The organism is Devosia sp. 67-54 (genome assembly GCF_001899075.1).
Lineage (GTDB): Bacteria > Pseudomonadota > Alphaproteobacteria > Rhizobiales > Devosiaceae > Devosia_A.
The window spans coordinates 366,648-389,111 of record NZ_MKVA01000002.1; the positions used below are offsets into that span (position 1 = coordinate 366,648).

The window sequence follows — 22,464 nt, forward strand, 5'->3', positions numbered from 1 at the left end:
AAATGGGCGAGCTCCGCATCAACCGCCCCCGCTTCCTGCGCAGCCGCGTCGCGCGGCCGCCCGGGCTCACCGCCGGCGACATCCTCCCCGGCCTCGGCCACAATGGTGGTCCGCCGCTGGAGGAGCACGTGCCCGAATGGGGCGTCGGCGGCATCGGCAGCTATTTCGTGTGGCGCACCGCATCCGAGGCGGCGTTCAAGAAAGTCCCCGTCGAAACTGTCATCCGCCGGGCGAAAAAGGCGGAATCGCTGGGCCTTACCTATCGCGAATACCAGCTCGAAATCCTCGAGCGCGGCCGCTTCCTGCAGGCCGAGGACACGCAGCGGATCGCCGAGATCGTCGCCCGGCGCGGCCGCCGCTGAGCGTTGTCAGCGCCGGGACATTCCCCATATACAGGGAAACGGAACCCGCTGATGCACATGTCCAAAGTCCAGATCTACACCACCAATTGGTGCCCCTACTGCACCGCCGCCAAGTCCCTGCTGGCCGAAAAGGGCGTCTCCTACGAGGAGATCGACGTCACCGATCCGGCGCTGCGCGCCGACATGATGCAGCGCGCCCATGGCCGCCGGACCGTGCCGCAGATCTTCGTCGGCGACACCCATGTCGGCGGCTACGACGACCTCGCCGCGCTGGAGCGCCGCGGCCAGCTCGATCCGCTGCTCGGCTGATCCAAAGTGGTTCGGGTCGCCGCGCTGCAGATGAATTCGGGCACCGAGCCCGGCCCCAATCTCGCAGCGCTGGAGCGGCTCGCCCGCGAAGCGGCGGCGCAGGGCGCGCGATACGCGCTGAGCCCGGAAGTCACCGTGGTGTTCGCCGAAAACCGCGAGGGCCTGCGGGCCGTCGCCGGCGGCTGGGACGATAACCCGGCGATTGCGCAGGTGGCCGGCATCGCCCGCGACACCGGGCTCTGGCTGCATCTGGGCTCGCTGGCGGTGGCACTGCCGGACGGGCGCTTCGCCAATCGCTCGGTGCTGTTCCGTCCGGACGGATCCATCGCGGCGAGCTACGACAAGATCCACCTGTTCGACGCGACGCTGCCCGGCCTCAAGCAGTATCGCGAGAGCGAGACCTATGCGGGCGGTCGCGAGGCGGTGGTCGCCGATGCGGCCGGGCTCAGGCTCGGCTTCAGCATCTGCTACGACGTGCGGTTTCCGAGCCTCTACCGCGCCTTGGCCGAGGCCGACGCCGAGCTGATCGCAGTGCCCGCCGCCTTCACGGTGCCGACCGGCGAGGCGCATTGGGAGGTGCTGCTGCGGGCCCGTGCGATCGAGACGGGATGTTTCGTGGTCGCGGCGGCGCAGGCCGGCCGGCACCAGAATGGCCGATCCACATATGGCCATTCGATGATCATCGATCCGTGGGGCAAGGTGCTGGGAGAACTCGGCGCAGAGGGCGAGGGCGTGCTGTGCGCCGACATCGACCAGAACGCCGTGGCCGAAGCGCGCGGCCGCGTGCCGGCGCTTGCGAACGCACGCACATTTTCGTTATCCGTTAACCCTACGGGCGCAAGCTGACGGCTCGGAAAGGTTTCTGGCGTGATCCACTACTCACTCGTTTGTGACAAGTCCCACAAGTTCGACGGCTGGTTTTCGAACGCGGCGGCCTATGACGCCCAGAAGCTGCGCGGCCTCGTCACCTGTCCGATCTGCCTCAGCACGGCGGTGGACAAGGCCGTCATGGCGCCGGCCGTGAGCCGCCCCAGCGGCGAGAAGGTGTCGCTGTCGATCGGTCACCCGCAGCACCAGGAACTGCGCGACGCCATGCTGGCGCTGCGCAAGAAGGTGACGAGCGAGGCCGACTATGTCGGCGACAAGTTTGCCGAGGAAGCGCGCAAGATCCACTTCAAGGAAGTCGATGCGCGCGGCATCTACGGCGAAGCGACGCGCGAGGAAGTGACCTCGCTGATCGAGGACGGCGTCGACTTCATGCCGCTGCCGAACCTGCCCGAAGAGCACAATTAGCGCTCTCTGCCGGCCGCGCTCGGCGCCGCGTGGTGGAAAGGCCGCCCAGGCGGTTGACGCTTCGCGCGAAGCACCCCAAGGCTGACCGCTCGAGGTTGGTTTTCTTACTGGGGCGATAGAATGAGAGTTGCGGTTTCGGCGTTGGCGAGCGGTGTGCTGGTCGCGGGGCTTGCGGTGGCGTCGGTTGCGGTGGGTACCGTGCCGGCCGCGGCATTTTCATGGACGTGCGGGTATACGATGGACTGCGCGCAACCGAGCGCGGCCGCAAGCGCGGTGCAATCGACGCAGATCTATGCCGGCCTGCGCTGGAATTTCGGGGTCCAGAAGCCGGCGCTGGTGACCGGTGTGCGCTTCACCAACACCAGCGTGTCGGGGCTGGTGCTCGGCGCCAAGCTCGACGCGGCGTTCACGCTGGGCGGCGACAGCTTCGCGCCCGTCGTGCGTCTGCTCGGCGTGGGCGGCTCGACGCTGGTGCAGGGCGAAGCCGGCTTCGGCATCGACACGGCCACCATGTCGCCGCTGTTCGCCGGCGGCATCCAGTTCCCCTACGCGTCCTTCGGCGCCAACATTTCGCCCAAGGGATACATCGCACCCTATGTGGAGCTCAATGCGCTGAGCGCGCCGCCGAGCTCCGGCAATGGCGCGGCCACCTGTCCGTCCGACCACGACTATCAACTGGTCGCGGTTTCGGGCGGGTTCGGCGACTACCAGTTCGGCGGCTCGACGAGCCCGGTGGCGGTCGACTCGTCCTATGTCCGCGACGGCAAGGCCTGCGTATTCGCGGCGCCGAGCTAATCTGCATCATGGCTCCGGACAGAGGGGCTTAGGTCCCTCTGTTGCCATCCATCGGCAGTTGCCGATAAAGTTGGCGTCATCTGCGATGGAGATTTGGCGATGCCCACACCCGATGCCTCCCGTGCGGGGACGTTCGCCATTGGCGGCGACATGCGGGTCAACCGCCTCGGCTTCGGCGCCATGCGCGTCACCGGCGCCGGCATCTGGGGACCGCCGGCCGATCCCGACGAGGCGCGCCGGACGCTGCGGCGGCTGCCTGAGCTCAATATCGATTTCGTCGACACCGCTGAGGCGTACGGCCCGTACGTGTCGGAGGACCTGATCGCCGAAGTGCTGGCGCCGTACGGCAAGCTGCACATCGCCACCAAGGGCGGCCACACGCGGCAGGGGCCGAACCGCTGGGCGCAGGTGGGACGGCCGGAATTCCTGATGCAGGGCGTCAAGACGTCGCTGCTGCGGCTGAAGCTCGATCGGCTCGATTTGTGGCAGTTGCACCGGATCGACCCCAAGGTTCCGGCCGCCGAGCAATTCGGCACCATCGCCGAAATGCAGAAGCAGGGCCTGATCCGGCATGCCGGCCTCAGCGAGGTGGGCGTCGAGGAGATCAAGGCGGCGCAGAAATTCTTCCCCGTCGTCAGCGTGCAGAACAAATACTCGATCAGCGACCGCAACAGCGACGCCGTGCTGAGCTATTGCGAGGCCAACGGCATCGGCTTCATCCCGTGGCGACCGATCGATGGCGGCAGCACCAATGCCGCCGATCCGAAGTTCCAGGCGCTGCTGAAAAAATATGGCGCGACGCCGGGCCAGCTCTCGCTTGCCTGGCTGCTGAAGCGCTCGCCGGTGATGCTGCCGATCCCGGGGACGGGCAAGGTGGCGCATCTCGAGGAGAACATCGCGGCGGCGGCGATCACGCTCAGCGACGAGGATTTCGCGACGCTGAGCAGCCTGCGCTGAAGCGTCAGGCGGGGCGCTCGGCCAGCACCATGTAGTTGACGCCGGTGTCGGGGCTCTTGCGCCACTCGTCGGCCAGGGGGTGGAAGACCACGCCGGTTTCCTCGACGATCCGCAGTCCGTTGCGGGTGATCAGCGCCTTGAGCTCGTCCGGGGTCAGGAATCTGTTCCAGTCATGGGTGCCGCGCGGCAGCCAGCGCAGCACGTATTCGGCACCGAATTTGGCCAGAGCGAGCGCCCGCAGCGTGCGGTTTATGGTGGCGGAAAACAGCAGCCCGCCGGGCGCCACCAGATCGGCGCAGCTCTTCATGTAGAGCGGCACGTTGTCGACGTGCTCGACCACTTCCATGTTGAGCACGATGTCGAAGCGGGCGCCCTCGGCCGCCAGCGCTTCGGATGTGGTTTCGCGGTAGGCGATGTCGAGCCCCGAGCGCGCGGCGTGCACCTTGGCCACGGCGATGTTCCTGCCGCCGGCGTCGATGCCGGTGACGGTGGCGCCGAGCCGGGTCAGCGGCTCGGTGAGCAGGCCGCCGCCGCAGCCGATGTCGAGAACGCCGAGACCGGCGAGCGGGCGTCGCTCCGTCTCCGAGCGCTCGAAATGCCGGAGCGCCCAGTCGCGGATATAGGCCAGCCGCACCGGGTTGAATTTGTGCAGCGGCTTGAAGTCGCCATCAGGGTTCCACCAATCGTCGGCCATGGCCGCGAATTTGGCGATCTCGTCGGCATTGATGGTGGTGTCGGTCATTCTTGTAACTCCGCGGCCTTTGTGGCATGTCCCGCGCCGAATTGAAAAGCGTCCCCAGCGGTTGGCCGAGCGGCCGTCCTCCCGACGGCCGCTTGGACAGAGCGCAAAAAGAAGACCTCGGGGAATGTCCTTGGCCCGTATCGTGGTGAAGTTCGGCGGCACGTCCGTCGCCAATGTCGAGCGCATCCGGCAGGCGGCGCGGCACGTCAAGCGCGAGGTCGACGCCGGCAACCAGGTCACGGTGGTGGTCTCGGCCATGTCGGGCAAGACCAATGAACTGGTCGGCTGGGTCAACGAAAGCAGCAAGCTGCACGACGCGCGCGAATATGACGCGGTGGTCGCCTCCGGCGAGCAGGTCACGGCGGGGCTGATGGCGATCGTGCTCAGCGAAATGGGCATTCCGTCGCGCTCGTTCCAGGGCTGGCAGGTGCCGATCCATACCGACGACGCGCATGGGGCGGCGCGCATCACCGAGATCATTCCCGACGAGCTGGTGAGGCGCATGCAGGACGGCGTGGTGCCGGTGGTCACGGGCTTCCAGGGCATCGTGCCGGAGACCGGACGCGTCACCACGCTGGGACGGGGCGGCTCCGACACCTCGGCGGTGGCGATCGCGGCCTCGGTCGGCGCCGACCGCTGCGACATCTATACCGACGTCGACGGGGTCTATACGACCGACCCGCGCATCGACCCCAAGGCCAAGCGGCTCAACCGGATCGCCTTCGAGGAAATGCTCGAGATGGCGTCCCTCGGCGCCAAGGTGCTGATGATCCGCTCGGTGGAGATGGCGATGGCGCACAAGGTGCGGCTGGTCGTCCGCTCCACCTTCGATGACCCGGAGGCGCCGCAGATCGCGCCGGACGGAACGCCCGGCGTGCCCGGCACGCTGGTTTGCGATGAGGATGAGATCATGGAAAAGCAGATCGTTTCGGGCGTCACGCTGGCCAAGGCCGAGGCCAAGATCACGTTGCGCGACGTCAAGGACAAGCCGGGCGTCGCCGCGGCGGTATTCGGCGCCCTGGCCGACGAATCCATCGTCGTCGACATGATCGTCCAGAACATCTCGGACGACGGCTCGGTCACCGACATCACCTTCACCGTGCCCGACAGCGAATATGACAAGTCGGTGCGCGTGCTCGAGGCGGCGCGGACGTCCGGCGCCATCGAATATGCGCGGGTGACCGGCTCCAAGGGCGGCGCCAAGGTCTCGGTGGTGGGGGTGGGCATGCGCAACCATGCGGGCGTCGCCGCCAGCATGTTCAAGGCGCTGGCCGACAAGGGCATCAATATCCAGCTGATCACCACCTCGGAAATCAAGACCTCGGTGCTGATCGACGACGAATATGCCGAGCTTGCGGTGCGGGCCCTCCATACGTATTACGGACTGGACAAGCCGGCGGCCTGATCGGGTCCGGCCGGCCGTTCGCGGCGCTTCCGCCAATCGCGGCGGGCGCCGAAGGAGGCGGTGCGGGGCCGCGAGAGGGTATGGCGACAGCGATCGGCGGTCCGCGCGTGCTGCTCCGGCAGTTGCGGGAAACGATGGCGGAGCCGCTGGCTTCGCAGGACCGGCTCGACAAGATCGTCAACCTGATCGCCGAGAACATGCACGCAGATGTGTGCTCTTTCTACGTGCTTCGCGACGACGGGGCGCTGGAATTGTTCGCGACGTACGGGCTCAAGCGCGAATCCGTGCACATGACGACGCTGCGGCTGGGCGAGGGACTGGTAGGGCTGATCGCGGCGCAGGCGGAGCCCTTGCGGCTCGAGGACGCGCCGAGCCATCCGGCCTTCGCCTACCGGCCCGAAACCGGCGAGGATCCGTTCAAGGCGTTCCTGGGCGTGCCTGTGTTGCGCGCCGGGCAGACGCTCGGCGTGCTGGTGGTGCAGAACCGCGACCACCGCGTCTATGGCGAGGACGAGACCGAGGCGCTGCTGACCACCGCCACCATCCTTGCCGAAATGATCGCGACGTCGGAATTCGACGCGCTGATCAAGCCGGGCCAGGACATCGACCTCCGGCGCCCGCGCACCATCCAGGGCACCAGCTTCGGCGAAGGCATCGCGCTCGGCAAAGTGGTGCTGCACGACCCGCGCGTGGTGGTGACCAATTTCATCGCCGAGGACACGGCGCAGGAGACCAAGCGGCTCGACGACGCGCTGGCGACGATGCGGCTCAGCATCGACGACATGCTGAGCCATGGCGACCTCGCGACGGGCGAGCATCGCGACATCCTCGAGACCTACCGCATGTTCGCCAACGACCGCGGCTGGGTGGACCGGCTGGAGGAGGCGATCAACAACGGCCTCACCGCCGAGGCGGCGGTCGAGCGGGTGCAGAACGATACGCGCGCCCGCATGCTGCGCTCGACCGATCCCTACATCCGCGAGCGGCTGCACGATTTCGACGACCTCGCCAACCGGCTGCTGCGCGTGCTGACCGGCGACGGCACCACGACGACGCCGCGCGAGCTGCCGGAAAACGCCATCCTCGTGGCGCGCAACATGGGGCCGGCGGAGCTGCTCGAATACGACCGCACGCGGCTGCGCGCCATTGTGCTCGAGGAGGGCGGCGCCACCGCGCACGTCGCCATCGTGGCGCGCTCGCTCGGGCTGGTGGCGGTCGGGCAGGCCGACAATATCGTCTCGATCTCGGAGAATGGCGACGACATCATCGTCGACGGGCCGTCGGGCACGGTGCATCTGCGTCCGACTCCGGAACTCGAGCAGAACTATATCGACAAGGTGCGGCTGGGTGCCAAGCGGCGGGCGCACTACCTCGAACTGCGGCACAAACCAGCGATAACCAGAGATGGTGTCACGGTCACGCTGCTGCACAATTCCGGGCTGGTCGCCGATCTGCCGATGCTCGACGACACCGGCGCCGAGGGCGTCGGACTGTTCCGCACCGAATTGCAGTTCATGATCGCAAGCCGCCTGCCCAAGGTGCAGGAGCAGATCGGGCTCTATCGCGAGGCGATCCGCATCAGCGCCGGCCGGCCCATCGTCTTCCGCCTGCTCGATGTGGGCGGCGACAAGGTGATCCCCTATCTGCGCTCGGCGCCGGAGGAAAATCCGGCGATGGGCTTCCGCTCACTGCGCCTCGCGCTCGACCGGCCGGGCCTGTTGCGCACGCAGGTGCGCGCGCTGCTGACGGCGGCCGATGGCGGCCCGATGAAAATCCTCGTGCCCATGGTCACCGAGACCTGGGAATTCATCGAGACCAAGCGCGTGGTCAAGCTCGAGCTCGAGCGGCTGATCCGCGCCGGCGTCCGGCCGCCGAGCCGGCTCGAAATCGGCGCCATGATCGAGGTGCCCTCGCTGCTGTTCGAGCTCGACCATGTGCTGCCCGAGGCCGATTTCGTCTCCATCGGCTCGAACGATCTGATCATGTTCATGAACGCTGCCGACCGCACCAATGCGCGCGTCAACAAGGCCTACGATCCGATCGGGCTGCCGCGCCTCAGGGCGCTGCGGCACATCGTCGACATGGCCAAGCGCTACGGCGTGCCGATCACCATGTGCGGCGAACTGGCCGGACGCACGGTCGAAGCGCTGGCGCTGATGGCGATCGGGATGACGCGCCTTTCCATGTCGCCGCCCGCCGTCGGGCCGATTAAGGAGATGGTGCTGGGCCTGGAGCTGAAGCCGATCCAGGCGGCCGTTGCCGCGGCGCTCGGCGAGGGCCAGTCCGGGGTCGCTGTTCGCGAGCTGCTGATGGACGTTGCGGAAAAGCAGGGGCTGGCGATCTAGCCAATGTACGGTTTGACCCACCACGTCATTCCCGCGAAGGCGGGAATCCAGACCGGCCTCTCGGACGTCCGCGCGCTTCGCCTGGGTTCCCGCTTTCGCGGGAATGACGTGGTGGTGTAACGAAGCGACATGCCCAGCCTTCCCGAAGACAAGCTTGCGCAACTCGAAAAGCGCTTCGACAGTGTTGAGGCGGCGCTGGCGGCCGGGCCGTCGGCGGACGCCTATGTGCGGCTCAGCAAGGAATATGCCGAGCTCGAACCGGTGGTGCGGCCGATCAGCGCCTGGCGCAGGGCGGTCGACGAGCTGCGGTCGGCCGAGGAGCTGGCGGAGTCGGGCGACAAGGACATGGCCGAGATGGCCAATGCCGAAATCCTCGAGCTCCGGCCGAAGATCTCCGAGATGGAGCAGGCCATCCGCATCCTGCTGCTGCCCAAGGATGCGGCGGACGAAAAGAACGTCATTCTGGAAGTGCGCGCCGGCACCGGCGGCGACGAGGCGGCGCTGTTCGCCGGCGACCTCCTGCGCATGTACCAGCGCTATGCTGACCTCAAGGGCTGGAAATTCGAGATCATGGAAGAAGCCCCCGGCGAAGTGGGCGGCTACAAGGAAGTGATCGCCAAGGTGGCCGGCAAGGGCGCCTATGCCCGGCTCAAATACGAATCCGGCGTGCATCGCGTGCAGCGCGTGCCGGAGACCGAGGCGTCGGGCCGGATTCATACGTCGGCGGCGACGGTGGCGGTGCTGCCCGAGGTCGAGGAGATCGACATCGAGATCCGGCCCGAGGACATCCGCATCGACACGATGCGCTCGTCGGGCGCCGGCGGCCAGCACGTCAACACCACCGATTCGGCGGTGCGCATCACACACCTGCCCACCGGCATCGTCGTCACTTCCGGTATGAAGAGCCAGCACCAGAACCGGGCGCAGGCGATGACGGTGCTGCGGGCCCGGCTGTACGAGGCGCAGCGCGACGCGCGCGATACGGCGCGGGCCGATGCGCGGCGCGAGCAGGTGGGCTCGGGCGACCGCTCGGAGCGCATCCGCACCTACAATTTCCCGCAGGGGCGGGTAACCGACCACCGCATCAACCTGACGCTCTACAAGCTCGACAAGGTCATCGCCGGCGATGCGCTGGACGAGCTGATCGAGGCGCTGACCACCGAGGACCAGGCGGCCCAGCTCGCCGCCATGGACGGCGCGTGAGCGCCCCGGTTGCGATCGGCGTCGCCTGGCGGCAGGTGCGCGACCGCTTCCGCGCCGCCGGTCTCGATACGCCCGAGCTCGATGCGCGGCTGCTGGCGCAGACGGCGTTCGGGCTCGATGCGATGGGGCTGGTGCGACGCGAGCGGCAGGCCGCCACACCTGAGCAATTGGTCGAGCTCGACCGCTTCGCGCTCCGGCGTCTCGCCGGCGAACCGGTGAGCCGGATTGCCGGCGAGCAGGAGTTCTGGGGCCTCAGATTCGCGCTCAGCGACGCAACGCTGGTGCCACGCCCGGAGACGGAGCAACTGGTCGAGGAGGCGCTGGCCCGGCTGGCGGGGCAGCGGGCGCCGCGCATCGTCGATCTGGGCACCGGCTCGGGGGCGATCATCGTCTCGATCCTCGAGGCGCTGCCCAAGGCCAGGGGCTTTGCCACCGACATCTCGGAGGCGGCGCTGGCGACGGCGCGGCAGAATGCCGAGCGGCACGGGGTCGCGGCGCGGCTGGACGTCCGGCAGGGCGCCTGGTGGCAGGCGGTGCCGCATACCGAATTGTTCGACCTGATCGTCTCCAATCCGCCCTATATTGCGACGGCGGCGATCGCGGAACTGGCGCCGGAGGTTCGCGTGTTCGACCCAAAGGTGGCGCTCGACGGCGGCTGGGACGGGCTCGAGGCCTACCGGGCGATCGCCTCGCAGGCGGCGCGCCGGCTGGTGCCGAAGGGGCAGATGCTGCTCGAAATCGGCTACAACCAGGCGGAGGCGGTGCGCCGGGTGTTCAGCCGGGCCGGTTTCGGGCGGGTGGAAATATTAAAGGACCTGGCGGGTCTTGATCGGGTAGTCGTGGCTTCCCATTCTTGAGGATAAGGAAACCAGTCAAGCAAAACGGGCATTTTCCGCTTGGAAAGGTGGAACGAACCGGCTAGTTTCCCGGTGCTGTCAGTGGCGCGGGTTGAGCGCCAAGGTGACGGCCACCCGCTCATCGGCGATGCTGGATTGCCAGCAAGGGTATCCCGGTTCGGACCCCTGCCTGACGTGATGAGCCAAAAGTGGTTCAGCCCGAACAGCTCTCGGACAAGTTCCCGCCCCTCATGGGCCGCCCGCTGAGGGCGCCATCGGCCGAGCGGGCCTGAGACACGCAACCTCCATAGGCTCATTTTGAAGGCTTATCGCGACCAATGAGACCAAACCAGAACAACAAGAACCGCCAGCGTGGACGCAACAACAATGGCGGGCGCAAGCACGTCAACCCGCTGAGCCGGAACTTCGAGTCCAACGGCCCCGACGTGAAGGTGCGCGGCAACGCCGCCCATATCGCCGAGAAATACCTGCAGCTCGCCCGCGACGCCCAATCCTCCGGCGATCCGGTGCTGGCCGAGAACTATCTGCAGCACGCCGAGCATTATTTCCGCATCGTGGCGGCCGCGCAGGCGCAGACGCAGTTCCGGCCGGACCAGCCCAACCAGGTGCCCGAGATCGACGAAGACGACGATTTTCCGCCGATCAACGACCGCTTCGCCTCGCCCGAGCCGATGCAGCGCTTCCAGCAGCCCCAGCCGCCGCAGGACCAGCCCGGCTTCAACGGCGATGCCGAAGAGGGCGGCGAGAGCGCCGGCCAGCCGGCGCCGCCGCAGGGCGAGCCGGCCGCCGAGGGCGGCGAAGGCCTTGCGGCGCAGGGCGAGGGCGAAGGCCGCCGGCACCGCGATCGCCGCCGTCGGCGTGGCCGCGGCAATGGCGACGGGCAGGGCGATCCCGCCAACGCGCCGCAACCTGATGTGGGCGAATTGCCGGCGTTCCTGACGGCCAACGGATCGACCACCGTCGCCGAGTAAGGCGCGGCGGTCTGCTCTTCGGCTGTTGTTTCCAGGCTTTAGCGGCCGCGTTTCGCCGAGAGTTGGGTGACGTTTTCCGGGCTGGCCCGTTCGGCCATCAGCTCGGCGTGGCGCTGGCGCAGGCCGGAAATCAGCAGCGCAAGACCGTGCTCGAAGCTCGAATGCGGGTCCTCGGCGCGCCGTTCGGCGCGGGCGCGAGCCGCGGCGCGCAACGTCGGATAGGAATCGATCTTGTCCCAGATGGCGCGTTGCTGTTCGGGCTGCTGCAGGCGCCGCCGCTCAGTCTCGGCCTGCACCTCCAGCGCCGAGCCGGCGATGAAATCGCCGAAGGTGAGGATGGTGGCGAGCGCCTCGTCGGGCGGAAAGCCCATATCGACCCAAAGCTTCATGTAGCGCTCGATCATCGGCAGCGCCGCCTCGGTGGGGCGGTTGCCGGCGACGACGCGGGCGCCGTCGCGATAGGCGAGAATGCCGAGATAGCGCCGGCGCATGCTCTCGGCGATCTGCTCCCACCATTGCAGGCCTTCGGGGAAGGGCGGCATCTGCTCGCCGGCGTCGTGCGCCATCTGCTCTGCCATGAGGTCGAGCAATTCGCGCTTGTCCTTGACGTGCCAGTAAAGGGTGGGGGCGGAGACGCCGAGCTCGGTGGCGAGGCGGCGCAGGGTCAGCCCGTCCAGTCCCACCTCCTGCAGCAGCTGGATCGCGGTGTGGATCACATCGTCGCGCGTAATCGCCATTCGCCCTTGCCTTCTCTAACGATGTTAGGCTAATAGCACATCTAACAGTGTTAGAGAACCCCGGAGCTCAGCATGCATGGCTCATCAGGCAGCGCCGTGCCGGCCGTTGCCGTCGAAAAGCTGGTGAAGACGTTCAAGACCGTCGAGGCGGTGAAGGGCATCGACCTCGTCGTCCATCCGGGCGAGACGTTCGGCTTCCTCGGTCCCAACGGCGCGGGCAAGTCGACGACCATCAAGATCCTGTGCACGCTCGCCGATGCGACGTCGGGGTCGGCGCGAGTCGCGGGATTCGACGTCGCGACCGAACGCGACGCGGTGCGGCGCTCGATCGGGCTGGTGTTCCAGGAACCGACGCTCGACGGCTATCTGACGGCGGAACAGAACCTCAAATTCCACGGCGAGCTCTACGGCGTCGACAAATCCAGCGCAGCGCAGCGCCGCAAGGACGTGCTGGAGATGGTGGGGCTGTGGGACCGCAAGGACGATCTGGTGCAGACGTTCTCGGGCGGCATGCGGCGGCGGCTCGAGATCGCGCGCGGGCTGCTGCATTCGCCCAAGGTGCTGTTCCTCGACGAGCCGACCATTGGGCTCGACCCGCAGACGCGCGCCTCGATCTGGCAGTATCTGGGCGAATTGCACAAGCGCGAGGAGATCACCGTCTTCGTCACCACGCACTACATGGACGAGGCCGAGAACTGCGACCGCATCGCCATCATCGACCAGGGGCGGATCGTGGCGCTCGATACGCCCGAGGCGCTGAAGGCGGGGGTGGGCAAGGACCGGGTGTCGATCGCGACGGCGGACGATGTGGCGGCGATCACGGCGCTCAAGGACAAGTTCGGGCTCGAGGCGAAGATGGTCGAGGGGCTGGTGACGTTCTCGGTGGCGGAAGGCGCGGCGTTCGTGCCGCAACTGTTCGAAAAGCTGGGCGTCGCCATCAAATCGGTGGCGGTGGCGCGGCCGACGCTCGACGACGTGTTCCTCAATTTCACCGGCACTTCGCTGCGCGACGCCGAGCAGAAGGGCGGGTTCAATCCAATGGCGGCGCGGTTCCGCGGGAGATAGAGCATGGCCGACACTCTCACACATACCGCCATTGCGCGGGTCGTCGTTCCCAAGGGCGGTTTCGGCCACGAATTGCGCGCCACGCTGGTGGTGTGGAACCGCGAGCTGATCCGCTTCCGGCGCGATCCGGCGCGGGTGATCTCCTCGGTGATCCAGCCGCTGCTGTTCCTGTTCGTGCTCGGCGGGGGGCTGAGCGCGCTGGTGGCGTCGGGAACCGGCGGGGTCGACTTCAAGACGTTCCTGTTTCCCGGCGTGATGTCGATGTCGGTGCTGTTCACCGCCGCCTTTGCGGGCATCTCGATGGTGTGGGACCGCGAGTTCGGTTTCCTGCGCGAGATGCTGGTGGCGCCGGTGTCGACGGCGGCGATCCTCACCGGCAAGTGCCTGGGCGGGGCGAGCGTCGCGACGTTGCAGGCGGTGATCGTGATCCTGCTCGCGGGGCTGGTGGGCGTGCCGTACGACCCGCTGATGATCCTCGAGCTCCTGGTGTTGCTGTTCATCATGAGCTTCATGATCACGGCGCTGGGGCTGGTGCTGGCGAGCCGGGTCAAGCAGGTGCAGTCGGCGATGCCGCTGGTGCAGATGATCATCACGCCGCTGATGTTCCTCAGCGGCGCGCTGTTTCCGCTGAGCCGGCTGCCGGCGTGGCTGACGGTGGTCACCCACATCAACCCGATGACCTATGCGGTCGAGCCGGTGCGGGCGGTGGTGTTCGACCGGCTGAACATGTCGACGGAGGCGCGGGCGATCCTCGATCCGGGCATCTGGTGGGGCAGCTATCAGGTGCCGCTGCTGCTGCAGGTGGCGCTGGTGATCGCCTCGTCGCTGCTCCTGCTGCTGCTGGCGGTGAAGCTGTTCAACCGGACCGAGTGAACGGCCCCGGACGCATTTGAAAAGGCCGGTTCGTCCGGCCTTTTTTTGTTCCGCGCTCTTCCTATATCTTGCCTGAAGTCACGGAACCGTGCCGCATTGCGGGCGGTCCGAAATCAACGCTTCGAGCGGTCAAACCTGTGCCTGACAGGGCAGGAGGCCGTGGCAAAAGGAGAGTTGCCTTGAATATCGAAAAGTACACCGAGCGGGCGCGCGGGTTCATCCAGAGTGCGCAGCAAATGGCCCTGGGGCGCGGCCATCAACAGTTCGCCCCGGTGCATCTACTCAAAGTGCTGATGGACGACGACCAGGGGCTGTGCTCGGGGTTGATCGACCGTGCGGGCGGCGACAGCAAGGCGGTACGCGCCGGCGTCGAAGCCGCCTTGAAGAAAATTCCGGTTGTCTCCGGCGACAACGGCCAGATCTATCTGAGCCGCGAGATGGCGCGCGTGTTCGAAACCGCCGAGCAGGCGGCGCAGAAGGCGGGCGACAGCTTCGTCACCGTGGAGCGGCTGCTGCTGGCCCTGACCATCGAGAAGGACAGCGATGCCGGCAAGATTCTCGCCTCGGCGGGAGTGACGGCGAACGCGCTCAACCAGGCGATCGAGACGATCCGCAAGGGGCGCACCGCCGACAGCGCGTCGGCCGAGTCGCAATACGATGCCCTCAAGAAATATGCGCGCGACCTGACGCAGGCGGTGCGCGACGGCAAGCTCGACCCGGTCATCGGCCGTGACGAGGAAATCCGCCGCACCATCCAGGTGCTGAGCCGGCGCACCAAGAACAACCCGGTGCTGATCGGCGAGCCGGGCGTCGGCAAGACCGCCATCGCCGAAGGGCTGGCGATCCGCATCGTCAATGGCGACGTGCCGGAGAGCCTCAAGGGCAAGTCGCTGCTGGCGCTCGACCTAGGCGCACTGATCGCCGGCGCGAAATACCGCGGCGAGTTCGAAGAGCGGCTCAAGGCCGTGCTCAACGAGATCACCGCGTCGGACGGCAAGATCATCCTGTTCATCGACGAGATGCATCAGCTCGTCGGCGCTGGCAAGACCGACGGCGCGATGGATGCGTCCAACCTGCTGAAGCCGGCGCTGGCGCGCGGCGAGCTGCACTGCGTGGGCGCAACGACGCTCGACGAGTACCGCAAGCACGTCGAGAAGGACGCGGCGCTGGCCCGTCGCTTCCAGCCGGTGTTCGTCAGCGAGCCGACGGTCGAGGACACGATCTCGATCCTGCGGGGGCTCAAGGAGAAGTACGAGCTGCATCACGGCATCCGGATCTCGGATTCGGCGATCGTGGCGGCGGCGACGCTCAGCAACCGCTACATCGCGGACCGCTTCCTGCCCGACAAGGCCATCGATCTGATGGACGAGGCGGCGGCGCGGCTGCGCATGGCCGTCGACAGCAAGCCCGAGGCGCTGGACGAGCTCGACCGGCGCATCATGCAGCTCAAGATCGAGCGCGAGGCGCTGAAGAAGGAGCCGGACGAGGCGTCGCACCAGCGGCTCGAAAAGCTCGAGCACGATCTGGCCGGCCTCGAGGACGAGGCGCAGGCGCTGTCGGCGAAGTGGCTCGCCGAGAAAGAGCGCGTGCAGGGCGCCCAGAAGATGAAGGAAGAGCTGGATGCGGCGCGCAGCCAGCTCGAGGTGGCACAACGCCAGGGCGATTTCGCCAAGGCGGGCGAGCTTGCCTATGCGGTGATCCCGGGTCTTGAAAAGAAGATCAAGGAGGCCGAGCAGGGCGGCGAGGCCAAGTCGGAAATGGTGTCGGAAACGGTGACGGCCGGCGATATCGCGCAGGTGGTCAGCCGCTGGACCGGCATTCCAGTCGACAAGATGCTGGAAGGCGAGCGCGAAAAGCTCGTCAATATGGAGAAGGCGATCGGCGCGCGCGTCATCGGCCAGGAGGACGCCGTGGAGGCGGTCGCCCGGGCGGTGCGGCGGTCGCGAGCCGGCTTGCAGGACCCGAACCGGCCGATCGGCTCGTTCATGTTCCTTGGCCCCACCGGCGTCGGCAAGACCGAGCTCACCAAGGCGCTCGCCGAGTTCCTGTTCGACGACGAGCACGCGATGGTGCGCATCGACATGTCGGAGTTCATGGAGAAGCATTCCGTGGCCCGGCTGATCGGCGCGCCTCCGGGCTATGTCGGCTATGAGGAGGGCGGCGTGCTGACCGAGGCGGTGCGGCGCCGGCCGTACCAGGTGGTGCTGTTCGACGAGATCGAGAAGGCGCATCCGGATGTGTTCAACATCCTGCTGCAGGTGCTCGATGACGGCCGCCTGACGGACGGGCAGGGCCGCACGGTCGACTTCCGCAACACCATCATCATCATGACCTCCAATCTGGGGGCCGAGTATCTGGTCAATCTCAAGGAAGGGGAGACCGTGGATCTGGTGCGCGGCAAGGTGCTGGATGCGGTGAAGGCGGCGTTCCGGCCGGAATTCCTCAACCGGATCGACGACATCATCCTGTTCCACCGGCTCGGACGCGAGCATATGGGCGCCATCGTTTCCAACCAGCTCGCGCGGCTCGGCGCCCTGCTCAAGGAGCGCGACATCACGCTCCACCTAACCGACAAGGGCAAGGAGTGGCTGGCGAACGAGGGATACGACCCTGCCTATGGCGCGCGGCCGCTGAAGCGCGTCATCCAGCGCGAGGTGCAGGACCGGCTGGCCGAGGCGATCCTGGCCGGCGACATCCAGGACGGCCAGACCGTCAATGTCGATGCCGGCGATGCGGGGCTGCTGCTGGTGCCTGAGCTCGAAGGCGAGCCGGTGACGCCCGCGACCGCGGCGTAACGCATCGAACGAGTTGAAGGGCGGCTTGCGAGCCGCCCTTTTTGTTGACAGCCGGACCGGCCGATTCCAATGAGCGCAGAGCCAGCATGGCGTTTCGGCCGGGATTTCAGGACATGACGATGACCAATCCATTCTTTGCCGCCTGGGACACGCCGTTCGGCGTGCCGCCGTTCGAGGCGATCGAAACGGCGCATTTCGCACCGGCCTACCAGCGGGCGCTGGCCGAGCACGACCGGGAGGTGGCGGCGATTGCCGGCAATCCCGAAGCGCCGAGCTTCGACAACACCATCGCGGCGCTGGAGCTCAGCGGCCAGCTGCTGCGCAAGGTGGACATGGTGTTCTCGCAGCTGGCGAGCGCCAACACCAATCCCGAGCTGCAGGCGGTGGAGCGCGACATGGCGCCGGTGGTGGCGCGGCACTGGAACGGCATCTTTCTCAACGCGGCGCTGTTCCGGCGCATCGACCAGCTCTACCGGCAGCGCGACGGGCTGGGCCTCGATGCGGAATCGGCGCGGGTGCTGGAGCGCTATCATCTCGATTTCGTGCGCGCCGGCGCGCAGCTGAGCGTCGCCGAACGGGCGCGCTTTGCCGAGATCATCGAGCGGCTGGCGGTGCTGGCGACCGAGTTTGCGCAGAACGTGCTCGGCGACGAGCAGGAGACGGTGTTCGCGCTCACCGAGGCCGAGGTGGACGGATTGCCCGGGGACGCGCGCGCGGCGGCGGCGGAGCTGGCGCGTGCGCGCAAGCTCAACGCGCCCTTCGCCGCCTCGACGTCGCGGTCGAGCGTCGAGCCGATCCTGCATTACGCGACGGATCGCGGCGTGCGCGAAAAGGTGTGGCGCGCCTTCGTCGATCGCGGCCGCAACGGCAATTCGCACGACAACCGCAAGATCATCGCCGAGATCGTGACGCTGCGCAGCGAGATCGCGCGACTGCTCGGCTACGACACCTATGCCGCCTACAAGCTTGCCGACACGATGGCCAAGACGCCCGAGGCGGCGCAGGGACTGCTCGAGCAGATCTGGTCGCCGGGCGTGAAGCGCGCCGAGCAGGATCGCGACGCGCTGCAGGAGCTGGTCGATGCGGCGGGCGGCGGCTTCCGCCTCGAGCCCTGGGACTGGCGCTTCTACGCCGAACAGCTGCGGCGGGCGCGCTACGATTTCGACGAGAGCGAGATCAAGCCGTATCTGCAGCTCGAAAAGGTGGTGGAGGCGGCGTTCTACACCGCCGGCCGGCTGTTCGGCGTGAGCTTCACGCCGCGCCCGGACATTACGGGCTACCATCCGGACGTGCGAGCGTGGAGCGTCGAGCGCGACGGCAGGACCATCGGACTGTTCTATGGCGATTTCTTCGCGCGGCCGGGCAAGCGCAGCGGCGCGTGGATGACCTCGTTCCGCGACCAGCAGAAGCTGGGCGGCGAGGTGCTGCCGATCATCGTCAACACCTGCAATTTCAACAAGCCGCCAGAGGGCGAACCGGCGTTGCTGTCGCTCGACGAGGCCAGAACCGTGTTCCATGAGTTCGGACACGGCCTGCATGGGCTGCTCTCGAACGTCACCTATCCACGCATTTCGGGCACCAGCACGGTGCGTGACTGGGTGGAGCTGCCGAGCCAGCTCTACGAGCACTGGCTGGAGGCGCCGCCGGTGCTGGCGCGGCTGACGCATTACAAGACGGGTGCGCCGATACCGCCGGACCTGCTCACGCGGCTGAAGGCGGCGCGCAATGCCAATACCGGCTTCGAGACGGTGGAGTTTCTGGCCTCGGCGCTGCTCGACATGGCGTATCACACGCGGCCGGCGGGCGAGCCGATCGACGCCGACGTCATCGAGAGCGAAACGCTTGCACGCATCGGCATGCCGCGCGAAGTCGCGCTGAGGCATGCGAGCCCGCATTTCCTGCACATCTTTTCCGGCGACGGCTATTCGGCCGGCTATTACAGCTATCTGTGGTCGGAGGTGCTGGACGCCGACGGCTTCGAGGCCTTCGAGGAGGCCGGCGATCCGTTCGACGCGGCGACGGCCGGGCGGCTCTACACCTACGTCTATTCGGCGGGAGGCTCGCGCGATTTCGCCGAGGCCTACCGGCTGTTCCGCGGGCGCGATCCAGATGTGGGCGGTCTGCTGCGCGGGCGCGGCCTCGTGGCGCTGGAGCCGCTCGAGGACGGTGCGGCGGTGTAGCTGAGCGGCGTGGCCGCCGGTGCAGCAGCATCGGCGGCGCTTGATCTTGTGGACGGCGTGCGTTAGAACAAAAAGAGAACAATGGAGCGGGCGCGCATGGCCGATTTCACCCTCGACTACCTCGAATTGCCGTCGGCGGATGCCGGCAAGAGCCGCGCGTTCTTCAGCGACGCGTTCGGCTGGACGCATGTCGACTATGGCGGGAGCTATGCCGAAATCCGCGGCGCCGGGCTGCTGTTCGGGGTCAACGCCGACGCGGCCGACCGCAGCGCGGCGCCGATGGCGGTGATCCGCACCGACGATCTCGCCGCGGCGGAGAAGGCGGTGGTCGCTGCCGGCGGGACGATCACGCGCGAGGCCTATGATTTTCCCGGCGGGCGGCGATTCTTCTTCCGCGAGCCGGGCGGGGCGGAACTGGCGGTGTATGCGGCGAGCGAGGACGCCTGAGCGGCTGGACGATCGGGCGCTCTTGCGACCGATCGGACAGAGCGCAAACACCAGGCGGTTGGACGATCGGACGTTCTCGCGGCCGATCGGACAGAGCGCAGACGACAGGCGGTTGGACGATCGGGCGCTCTTGCGGCCGATCGGACAGAGCGTAGATAAACGTTCTAGCCGTTGCTGGCCGGGGTGGCCGGCGTTGCGGCGGCGATCTGGGTCGGGGGCATGGCCTCGCCGTCGCGCTTCATCAGATCCTTGATCTGGGCGATGGTCTGCCGGAAGGCGTCGCCGTCCTGGCTCGGCAGGGCATGGTCGCGCGGCAGCTTGACGCTGAGCGGATCGACGAAATTGCCGTTGATCTTGATCTCGAAGTGCAGATGGTTGCCGGTCGAATTGCCGGTCGAGCCGACATAGCCGATGAGCTGGCCTTGGCGCACCTTGTCGCCGGGCCTGACGATGATCTTGCTCTGGTGGCCGTAGCCGGTTTCGTAGCCGTTGACATGGCGGATCAGGGTATAGTTGCCGTAGCCCGAGGACCAGCCGGCGCGCTCGACGATGCCGTCGCCAGCCGCATAGATCGGCGTTCCACGTGGGCTGGCGAGGTCGACGCCGGTGTGCAGCTTGCGGGTGTGGAAGATCGGATGCACGCGCCAGCCGAAGCGGCTGGCGAGGCGGCCGCCGCCCTGCAGCGGCCGACGAGTGAGGAAGCGCTTGCCGGTTTCGCCGTCGGGATCGTAGAAATCCACGGCGCCGTCGTCGGTGCGGAAGCGGTAGAGCTGGCGCAGGGTGGAACCGAGTTTCAGCCCGACGTAGAGCAGGTCCTGGTTGCCGTCCTTGTCCTTTTCGGTCTCCAGCACCTCGATGGAATCGCCGGGCGAAATCTTCTTGGTCAGGTCGACGTCGTAGGCGTACATGGCGACGATGCGCTTGGTGATCTTGTCGGGAATGTCGTGCTTGCGCGCGGTTTCCCAGATGGCGCGATAGACCGTCGGAAGGTTGGAAACGTTGACTTCTTCGGTGTCTTCCTCGGGGAAGGTGATCTCCGAGGGCGCGAGGCCGAGCACGTAGGTGCCGCGGTCGGTGAGGGCGACGGTCGCGGCGTGCTTGTCGGTGTTGGAGGTGTCGTCGTGCACGTAGATCGACAGCCGGTAGGGGATCAGCGTGTCGGAGGTGCGCGAGGCGCCGAAGAGGATGCGCAGGCGCGCATGCGCCGGCAACACCGGGTCGGGATAGACATTCTTGAGCGTCGCAGTGATCGCGTCGATCATCTGTTCCGTAAAGCCGTTCTTCTTGAGCATGTCCTCGAGATTGGTCGGCTCCTTGACCGTGAGGATGCGCTCGGTGCGGCCGAGGCTGGCCTGGTCGGCGAGGGTGCTCTTGGGCATCACCGTGACGTTTTCGGCCACGCCACCGAGCCCGCCATCGTCGAGTACGCCCAGATCGCGCAGCGAATTGACCGGCTCGGCGGCATAGGCGGTGGGGCCGGTGTCGCCATTGCCGTTGGAATCGATGTCGTCGCCGCCGCCCTCCGAGAAGAAATTGTCGAGCGTCTGGCGGACATAGGCCTCCGCCATCTTGTCGCTCACCACCTTGGGCGGCACGTAGGTCAGCGGCAGGGCCGAGGTCTTGATCGTCACCTCGCCCTCGACGGCGCCGCCATAGATGTTGGTGTTGGTGTCGTCGGGCGTCATGATCGGCTGGGTGGAGTCGATCAGCGAGGCCGGATCGTAGGCCGGCACGTCGTCGCTGAGGGCGGTGGCGGCGGTGGCGAGGGTGGCGCGGATGCGCTCGAAGGGCTGCTTCTTGATGATGTCGCGGCCGTCGACGCTTTCCTTGATCGAGGCCTCGACGATCTCGGTCTCCGACTTGGTCTGGGTGACCGGGCGGATGCGGTTGGTCTTGTTGATGAGGTCGGTGGCGGTGTCGGCGTTGTTGGTGACGATCTGTAGCGCCTCGTAGGCGGTGGAGAAGGTGTCCTGGCCCTGGAAGCTCACATAGAGCGCGGCGCCCATCAGCAGCACCGAGGTGAGGCCGGTCATCACCGTGCCGGTGAGCCAGGCGAAGCTCAGCTCGCGGCCCTGCGGAATCTCGCCGTCGGTAGAGGCAACCGTCAGCGCCGGTCCGTCCTCGAAGCCGGCGCGCACCAAGGCCAATGTGCGATTGCGTTGCGCCGGATTCACCCTTGGTCCCGCCCCCAGATGTTCGCGATTCACGCCGGTGCCCCGGGATCCGCGCAGGCGGGTCGAATAAGGCCGCAAATTGATGGCGCGGCCGCCCCGGCTTCGTCAAGCCGACGCGACCGGCTCTTGGTCAAACCCAATTGCGGCAAGTTTCGGAGCGAGGGGCACCAAAAAATCTTCGGGCCCCTTGTAGAGTTTTGCCCCCCTTCCCACATAGCGGCTACCGGACGAGCGGGCGCAAAGGCCCGGAACGGCTGGGGTTTTTCGGTGGCAAAAGCGGCGTCTGGTTTTTTGTCGGTTTTGTCATTTTCGGGTGTTGACAGGCAAATAGGCCAGCCATATAACCCGCCTCGCTGATGCAGACGGCCTTGCGGCCCGGCGGCGGCGATTTCTGAAAGGGCAGATGTGCTGCCGGGGAACCGGAAGCAAAATCTTGTTCCCAAAAATTAGGAAGCCCTGCTTCCACTGACGCTGCCCTCGAAAGAGGTTCCCAGGGTCCGCTCTTTGACATTGTGAAGATGGAAGAAAGGGAAACGTGGACGGCGAGGTTCTTGCGGTCCGATCGTGAGATTGGACAAACAGACTTCGACGGTACGTTTCTCAGAGGTACACTACCAATCACACAGGTCTTCGGATCTGCAGTGACAGGTGTGTGTCCTCGTCAAGCAAACGTGCATGCGTCGACCAAGTCAGATATCAAACTTGAGAGTTTGATCCTGGCTCAGAACGAACGCTGGCGGCAGGCTTAACACATGCAAGTCGAACGCCCCGCAAGGGGAGTGGCAGACGGGTGAGTAACGCGTGGGAATCTACCCAGAACTTCGGAACAACTGAGGGAAACTTCAGCTAATACCGGATACGCCCTACGGGGGAAAGATTTATCGGTTCTGGATGAGCCCGCGTTGGATTAGCTAGTTGGTGGGGTAATGGCCTACCAAGGCGACGATCCATAGC

19 protein-coding genes and 1 rRNA gene are annotated in these 22,464 nt (G+C 66.6%); 17 read left to right on the top strand and 3 right to left on the bottom strand.

Going from position 1 to position 22,464, the window contains the following annotated elements; genetic code table 11:
* Positions 1 to 2 precede the first annotated feature (2 nt).
* The 6 genes from BGO82_RS02485 to BGO82_RS02510 all read left to right on the top strand — a co-directional run bounded on the left by BGO82_RS02485 (position 3) and on the right by BGO82_RS02510 (position 3,716).
* Complete coding sequence (locus tag BGO82_RS02485) at positions 3 to 362, top strand: hypothetical protein (protein ID WP_291303959.1); 360 nt, start codon at positions 3 to 5, stop codon at positions 360 to 362.
* A gap of 57 nt (positions 363 to 419) precedes the next feature.
* The gene (grxC, locus tag BGO82_RS02490) at positions 420 to 671 is read left to right on the top strand and encodes a glutaredoxin 3 (protein WP_291303986.1); all 252 of its coding nucleotides are present in this window, start codon (positions 420 to 422) and stop codon (positions 669 to 671) included.
* Positions 672 to 677: 6 nt separating this feature from the next.
* Complete coding sequence (locus tag BGO82_RS02495) at positions 678 to 1,517, top strand: carbon-nitrogen hydrolase family protein (RefSeq protein ID WP_291303960.1); 840 nt, start codon at positions 678 to 680, stop codon at positions 1,515 to 1,517.
* Between the two features lie 21 nt (positions 1,518 to 1,538).
* The gene (locus tag BGO82_RS02500; RefSeq protein ID WP_291303961.1) at positions 1,539 to 1,964 is read left to right on the top strand and encodes a DUF1178 family protein; all 426 of its coding nucleotides are present in this window, start codon (positions 1,539 to 1,541) and stop codon (positions 1,962 to 1,964) included.
* 237 nt (positions 1,965 to 2,201) lie between these two features.
* Complete coding sequence (locus BGO82_RS02505; protein ID WP_291303962.1) at positions 2,202 to 2,759, top strand: hypothetical protein; 558 nt, start codon at positions 2,202 to 2,204, stop codon at positions 2,757 to 2,759.
* A 99-nt stretch (positions 2,760 to 2,858) separates the two neighbouring features.
* On the top strand, positions 2,859 to 3,716 hold the full coding sequence (locus tag BGO82_RS02510; RefSeq protein WP_291303963.1) for an aldo/keto reductase: 858 nt from the start codon (positions 2,859 to 2,861) through the stop codon (positions 3,714 to 3,716).
* Between the two features lie 4 nt (positions 3,717 to 3,720).
* Here BGO82_RS02510 and ubiG read toward each other — a convergent pair whose 3' ends face one another.
* Positions 3,721 to 4,458, bottom strand: coding sequence for a bifunctional 2-polyprenyl-6-hydroxyphenol methylase/3-demethylubiquinol 3-O-methyltransferase UbiG (ubiG, locus tag BGO82_RS02515; protein ID WP_291303964.1), 738 nt, complete (start codon positions 4,456 to 4,458; stop codon positions 3,721 to 3,723).
* A 130-nt stretch (positions 4,459 to 4,588) separates the two neighbouring features.
* Between ubiG and BGO82_RS02520 the strand changes: the two genes are divergently transcribed.
* The 5 genes from BGO82_RS02520 (at position 4,589) to BGO82_RS02540 (ending at position 11,239) form a co-directional block, all read left to right on the top strand.
* A complete protein-coding gene (locus tag BGO82_RS02520) occupies positions 4,589 to 5,863 on the top strand; it encodes an aspartate kinase (protein ID WP_291303987.1) in 1,275 nt (424 codons plus the stop codon).
* Positions 5,864 to 5,943: 80 nt separating this feature from the next.
* Positions 5,944 to 8,208, top strand: coding sequence for a phosphoenolpyruvate--protein phosphotransferase (gene ptsP, locus BGO82_RS02525; RefSeq protein ID WP_291303965.1), 2,265 nt, complete (start codon positions 5,944 to 5,946; stop codon positions 8,206 to 8,208).
* Positions 8,209 to 8,337: 129 nt separating this feature from the next.
* Entirely contained in the window at positions 8,338 to 9,411 is a 1,074-nt protein-coding gene (prfA, locus tag BGO82_RS02530; RefSeq protein WP_291303966.1) for a peptide chain release factor 1, read from the top strand.
* Positions 9,408 to 10,268, top strand: coding sequence for a peptide chain release factor N(5)-glutamine methyltransferase (gene prmC / locus BGO82_RS02535; protein WP_291303967.1), 861 nt, complete (start codon positions 9,408 to 9,410; stop codon positions 10,266 to 10,268). The genes prfA and prmC overlap by 4 nt, the downstream gene beginning before the upstream one ends.
* A 317-nt stretch (positions 10,269 to 10,585) precedes the next feature.
* Positions 10,586 to 11,239, top strand: coding sequence for a DUF4167 domain-containing protein (locus tag BGO82_RS02540; RefSeq protein ID WP_291303968.1), 654 nt, complete (start codon positions 10,586 to 10,588; stop codon positions 11,237 to 11,239).
* Between the two features lie 38 nt (positions 11,240 to 11,277).
* Here BGO82_RS02540 and BGO82_RS02545 read toward each other — a convergent pair whose 3' ends face one another.
* The gene (locus BGO82_RS02545) at positions 11,278 to 11,976 is read right to left on the bottom strand and encodes a TetR/AcrR family transcriptional regulator C-terminal domain-containing protein (protein WP_291303969.1); all 699 of its coding nucleotides are present in this window, start codon (positions 11,974 to 11,976) and stop codon (positions 11,278 to 11,280) included.
* A gap of 72 nt (positions 11,977 to 12,048) precedes the next feature.
* Here BGO82_RS02545 and BGO82_RS02550 point away from each other — a divergent pair, with 72 nt between their 5' ends.
* From BGO82_RS02550 to BGO82_RS02570, 5 genes are all read left to right on the top strand, one after another.
* A complete protein-coding gene (locus tag BGO82_RS02550; protein ID WP_291303970.1) occupies positions 12,049 to 13,041 on the top strand; it encodes an ATP-binding cassette domain-containing protein in 993 nt (330 codons plus the stop codon).
* A 3-nt stretch (positions 13,042 to 13,044) separates the two neighbouring features.
* Complete coding sequence (locus BGO82_RS02555; RefSeq protein WP_291303971.1) at positions 13,045 to 13,914, top strand: ABC transporter permease; 870 nt, start codon at positions 13,045 to 13,047, stop codon at positions 13,912 to 13,914.
* A gap of 179 nt (positions 13,915 to 14,093) precedes the next feature.
* On the top strand, positions 14,094 to 16,709 hold the full coding sequence (gene clpB / locus BGO82_RS02560) for an ATP-dependent chaperone ClpB (protein ID WP_291303972.1): 2,616 nt from the start codon (positions 14,094 to 14,096) through the stop codon (positions 16,707 to 16,709).
* 113 nt (positions 16,710 to 16,822) lie between these two features.
* Positions 16,823 to 18,889, top strand: coding sequence for a M3 family metallopeptidase (locus tag BGO82_RS02565; protein ID WP_291303973.1), 2,067 nt, complete (start codon positions 16,823 to 16,825; stop codon positions 18,887 to 18,889).
* 96 nt (positions 18,890 to 18,985) lie between these two features.
* Positions 18,986 to 19,336, top strand: a complete 351-nt coding sequence (locus BGO82_RS02570) for a VOC family protein (protein WP_291303974.1) — start codon at positions 18,986 to 18,988, stop codon at positions 19,334 to 19,336.
* A gap of 164 nt (positions 19,337 to 19,500) precedes the next feature.
* On the opposite strand, the gene BGO82_RS02575 is transcribed toward BGO82_RS02570, so the two are convergent.
* Positions 19,501 to 21,474: a M23 family metallopeptidase gene (locus BGO82_RS02575; RefSeq protein ID WP_291303988.1), complete on the bottom strand. Its 1,974-nt coding sequence runs from the start codon at positions 21,472 to 21,474 to the stop codon at positions 19,501 to 19,503.
* A gap of 734 nt (positions 21,475 to 22,208) precedes the next feature.
* On the opposite strand from BGO82_RS02575, the gene BGO82_RS02580 reads away from it, so the two are divergent.
* A 16S ribosomal RNA gene (locus BGO82_RS02580) occupies positions 22,209 to 22,464 on the top strand; the annotation flags it as partial.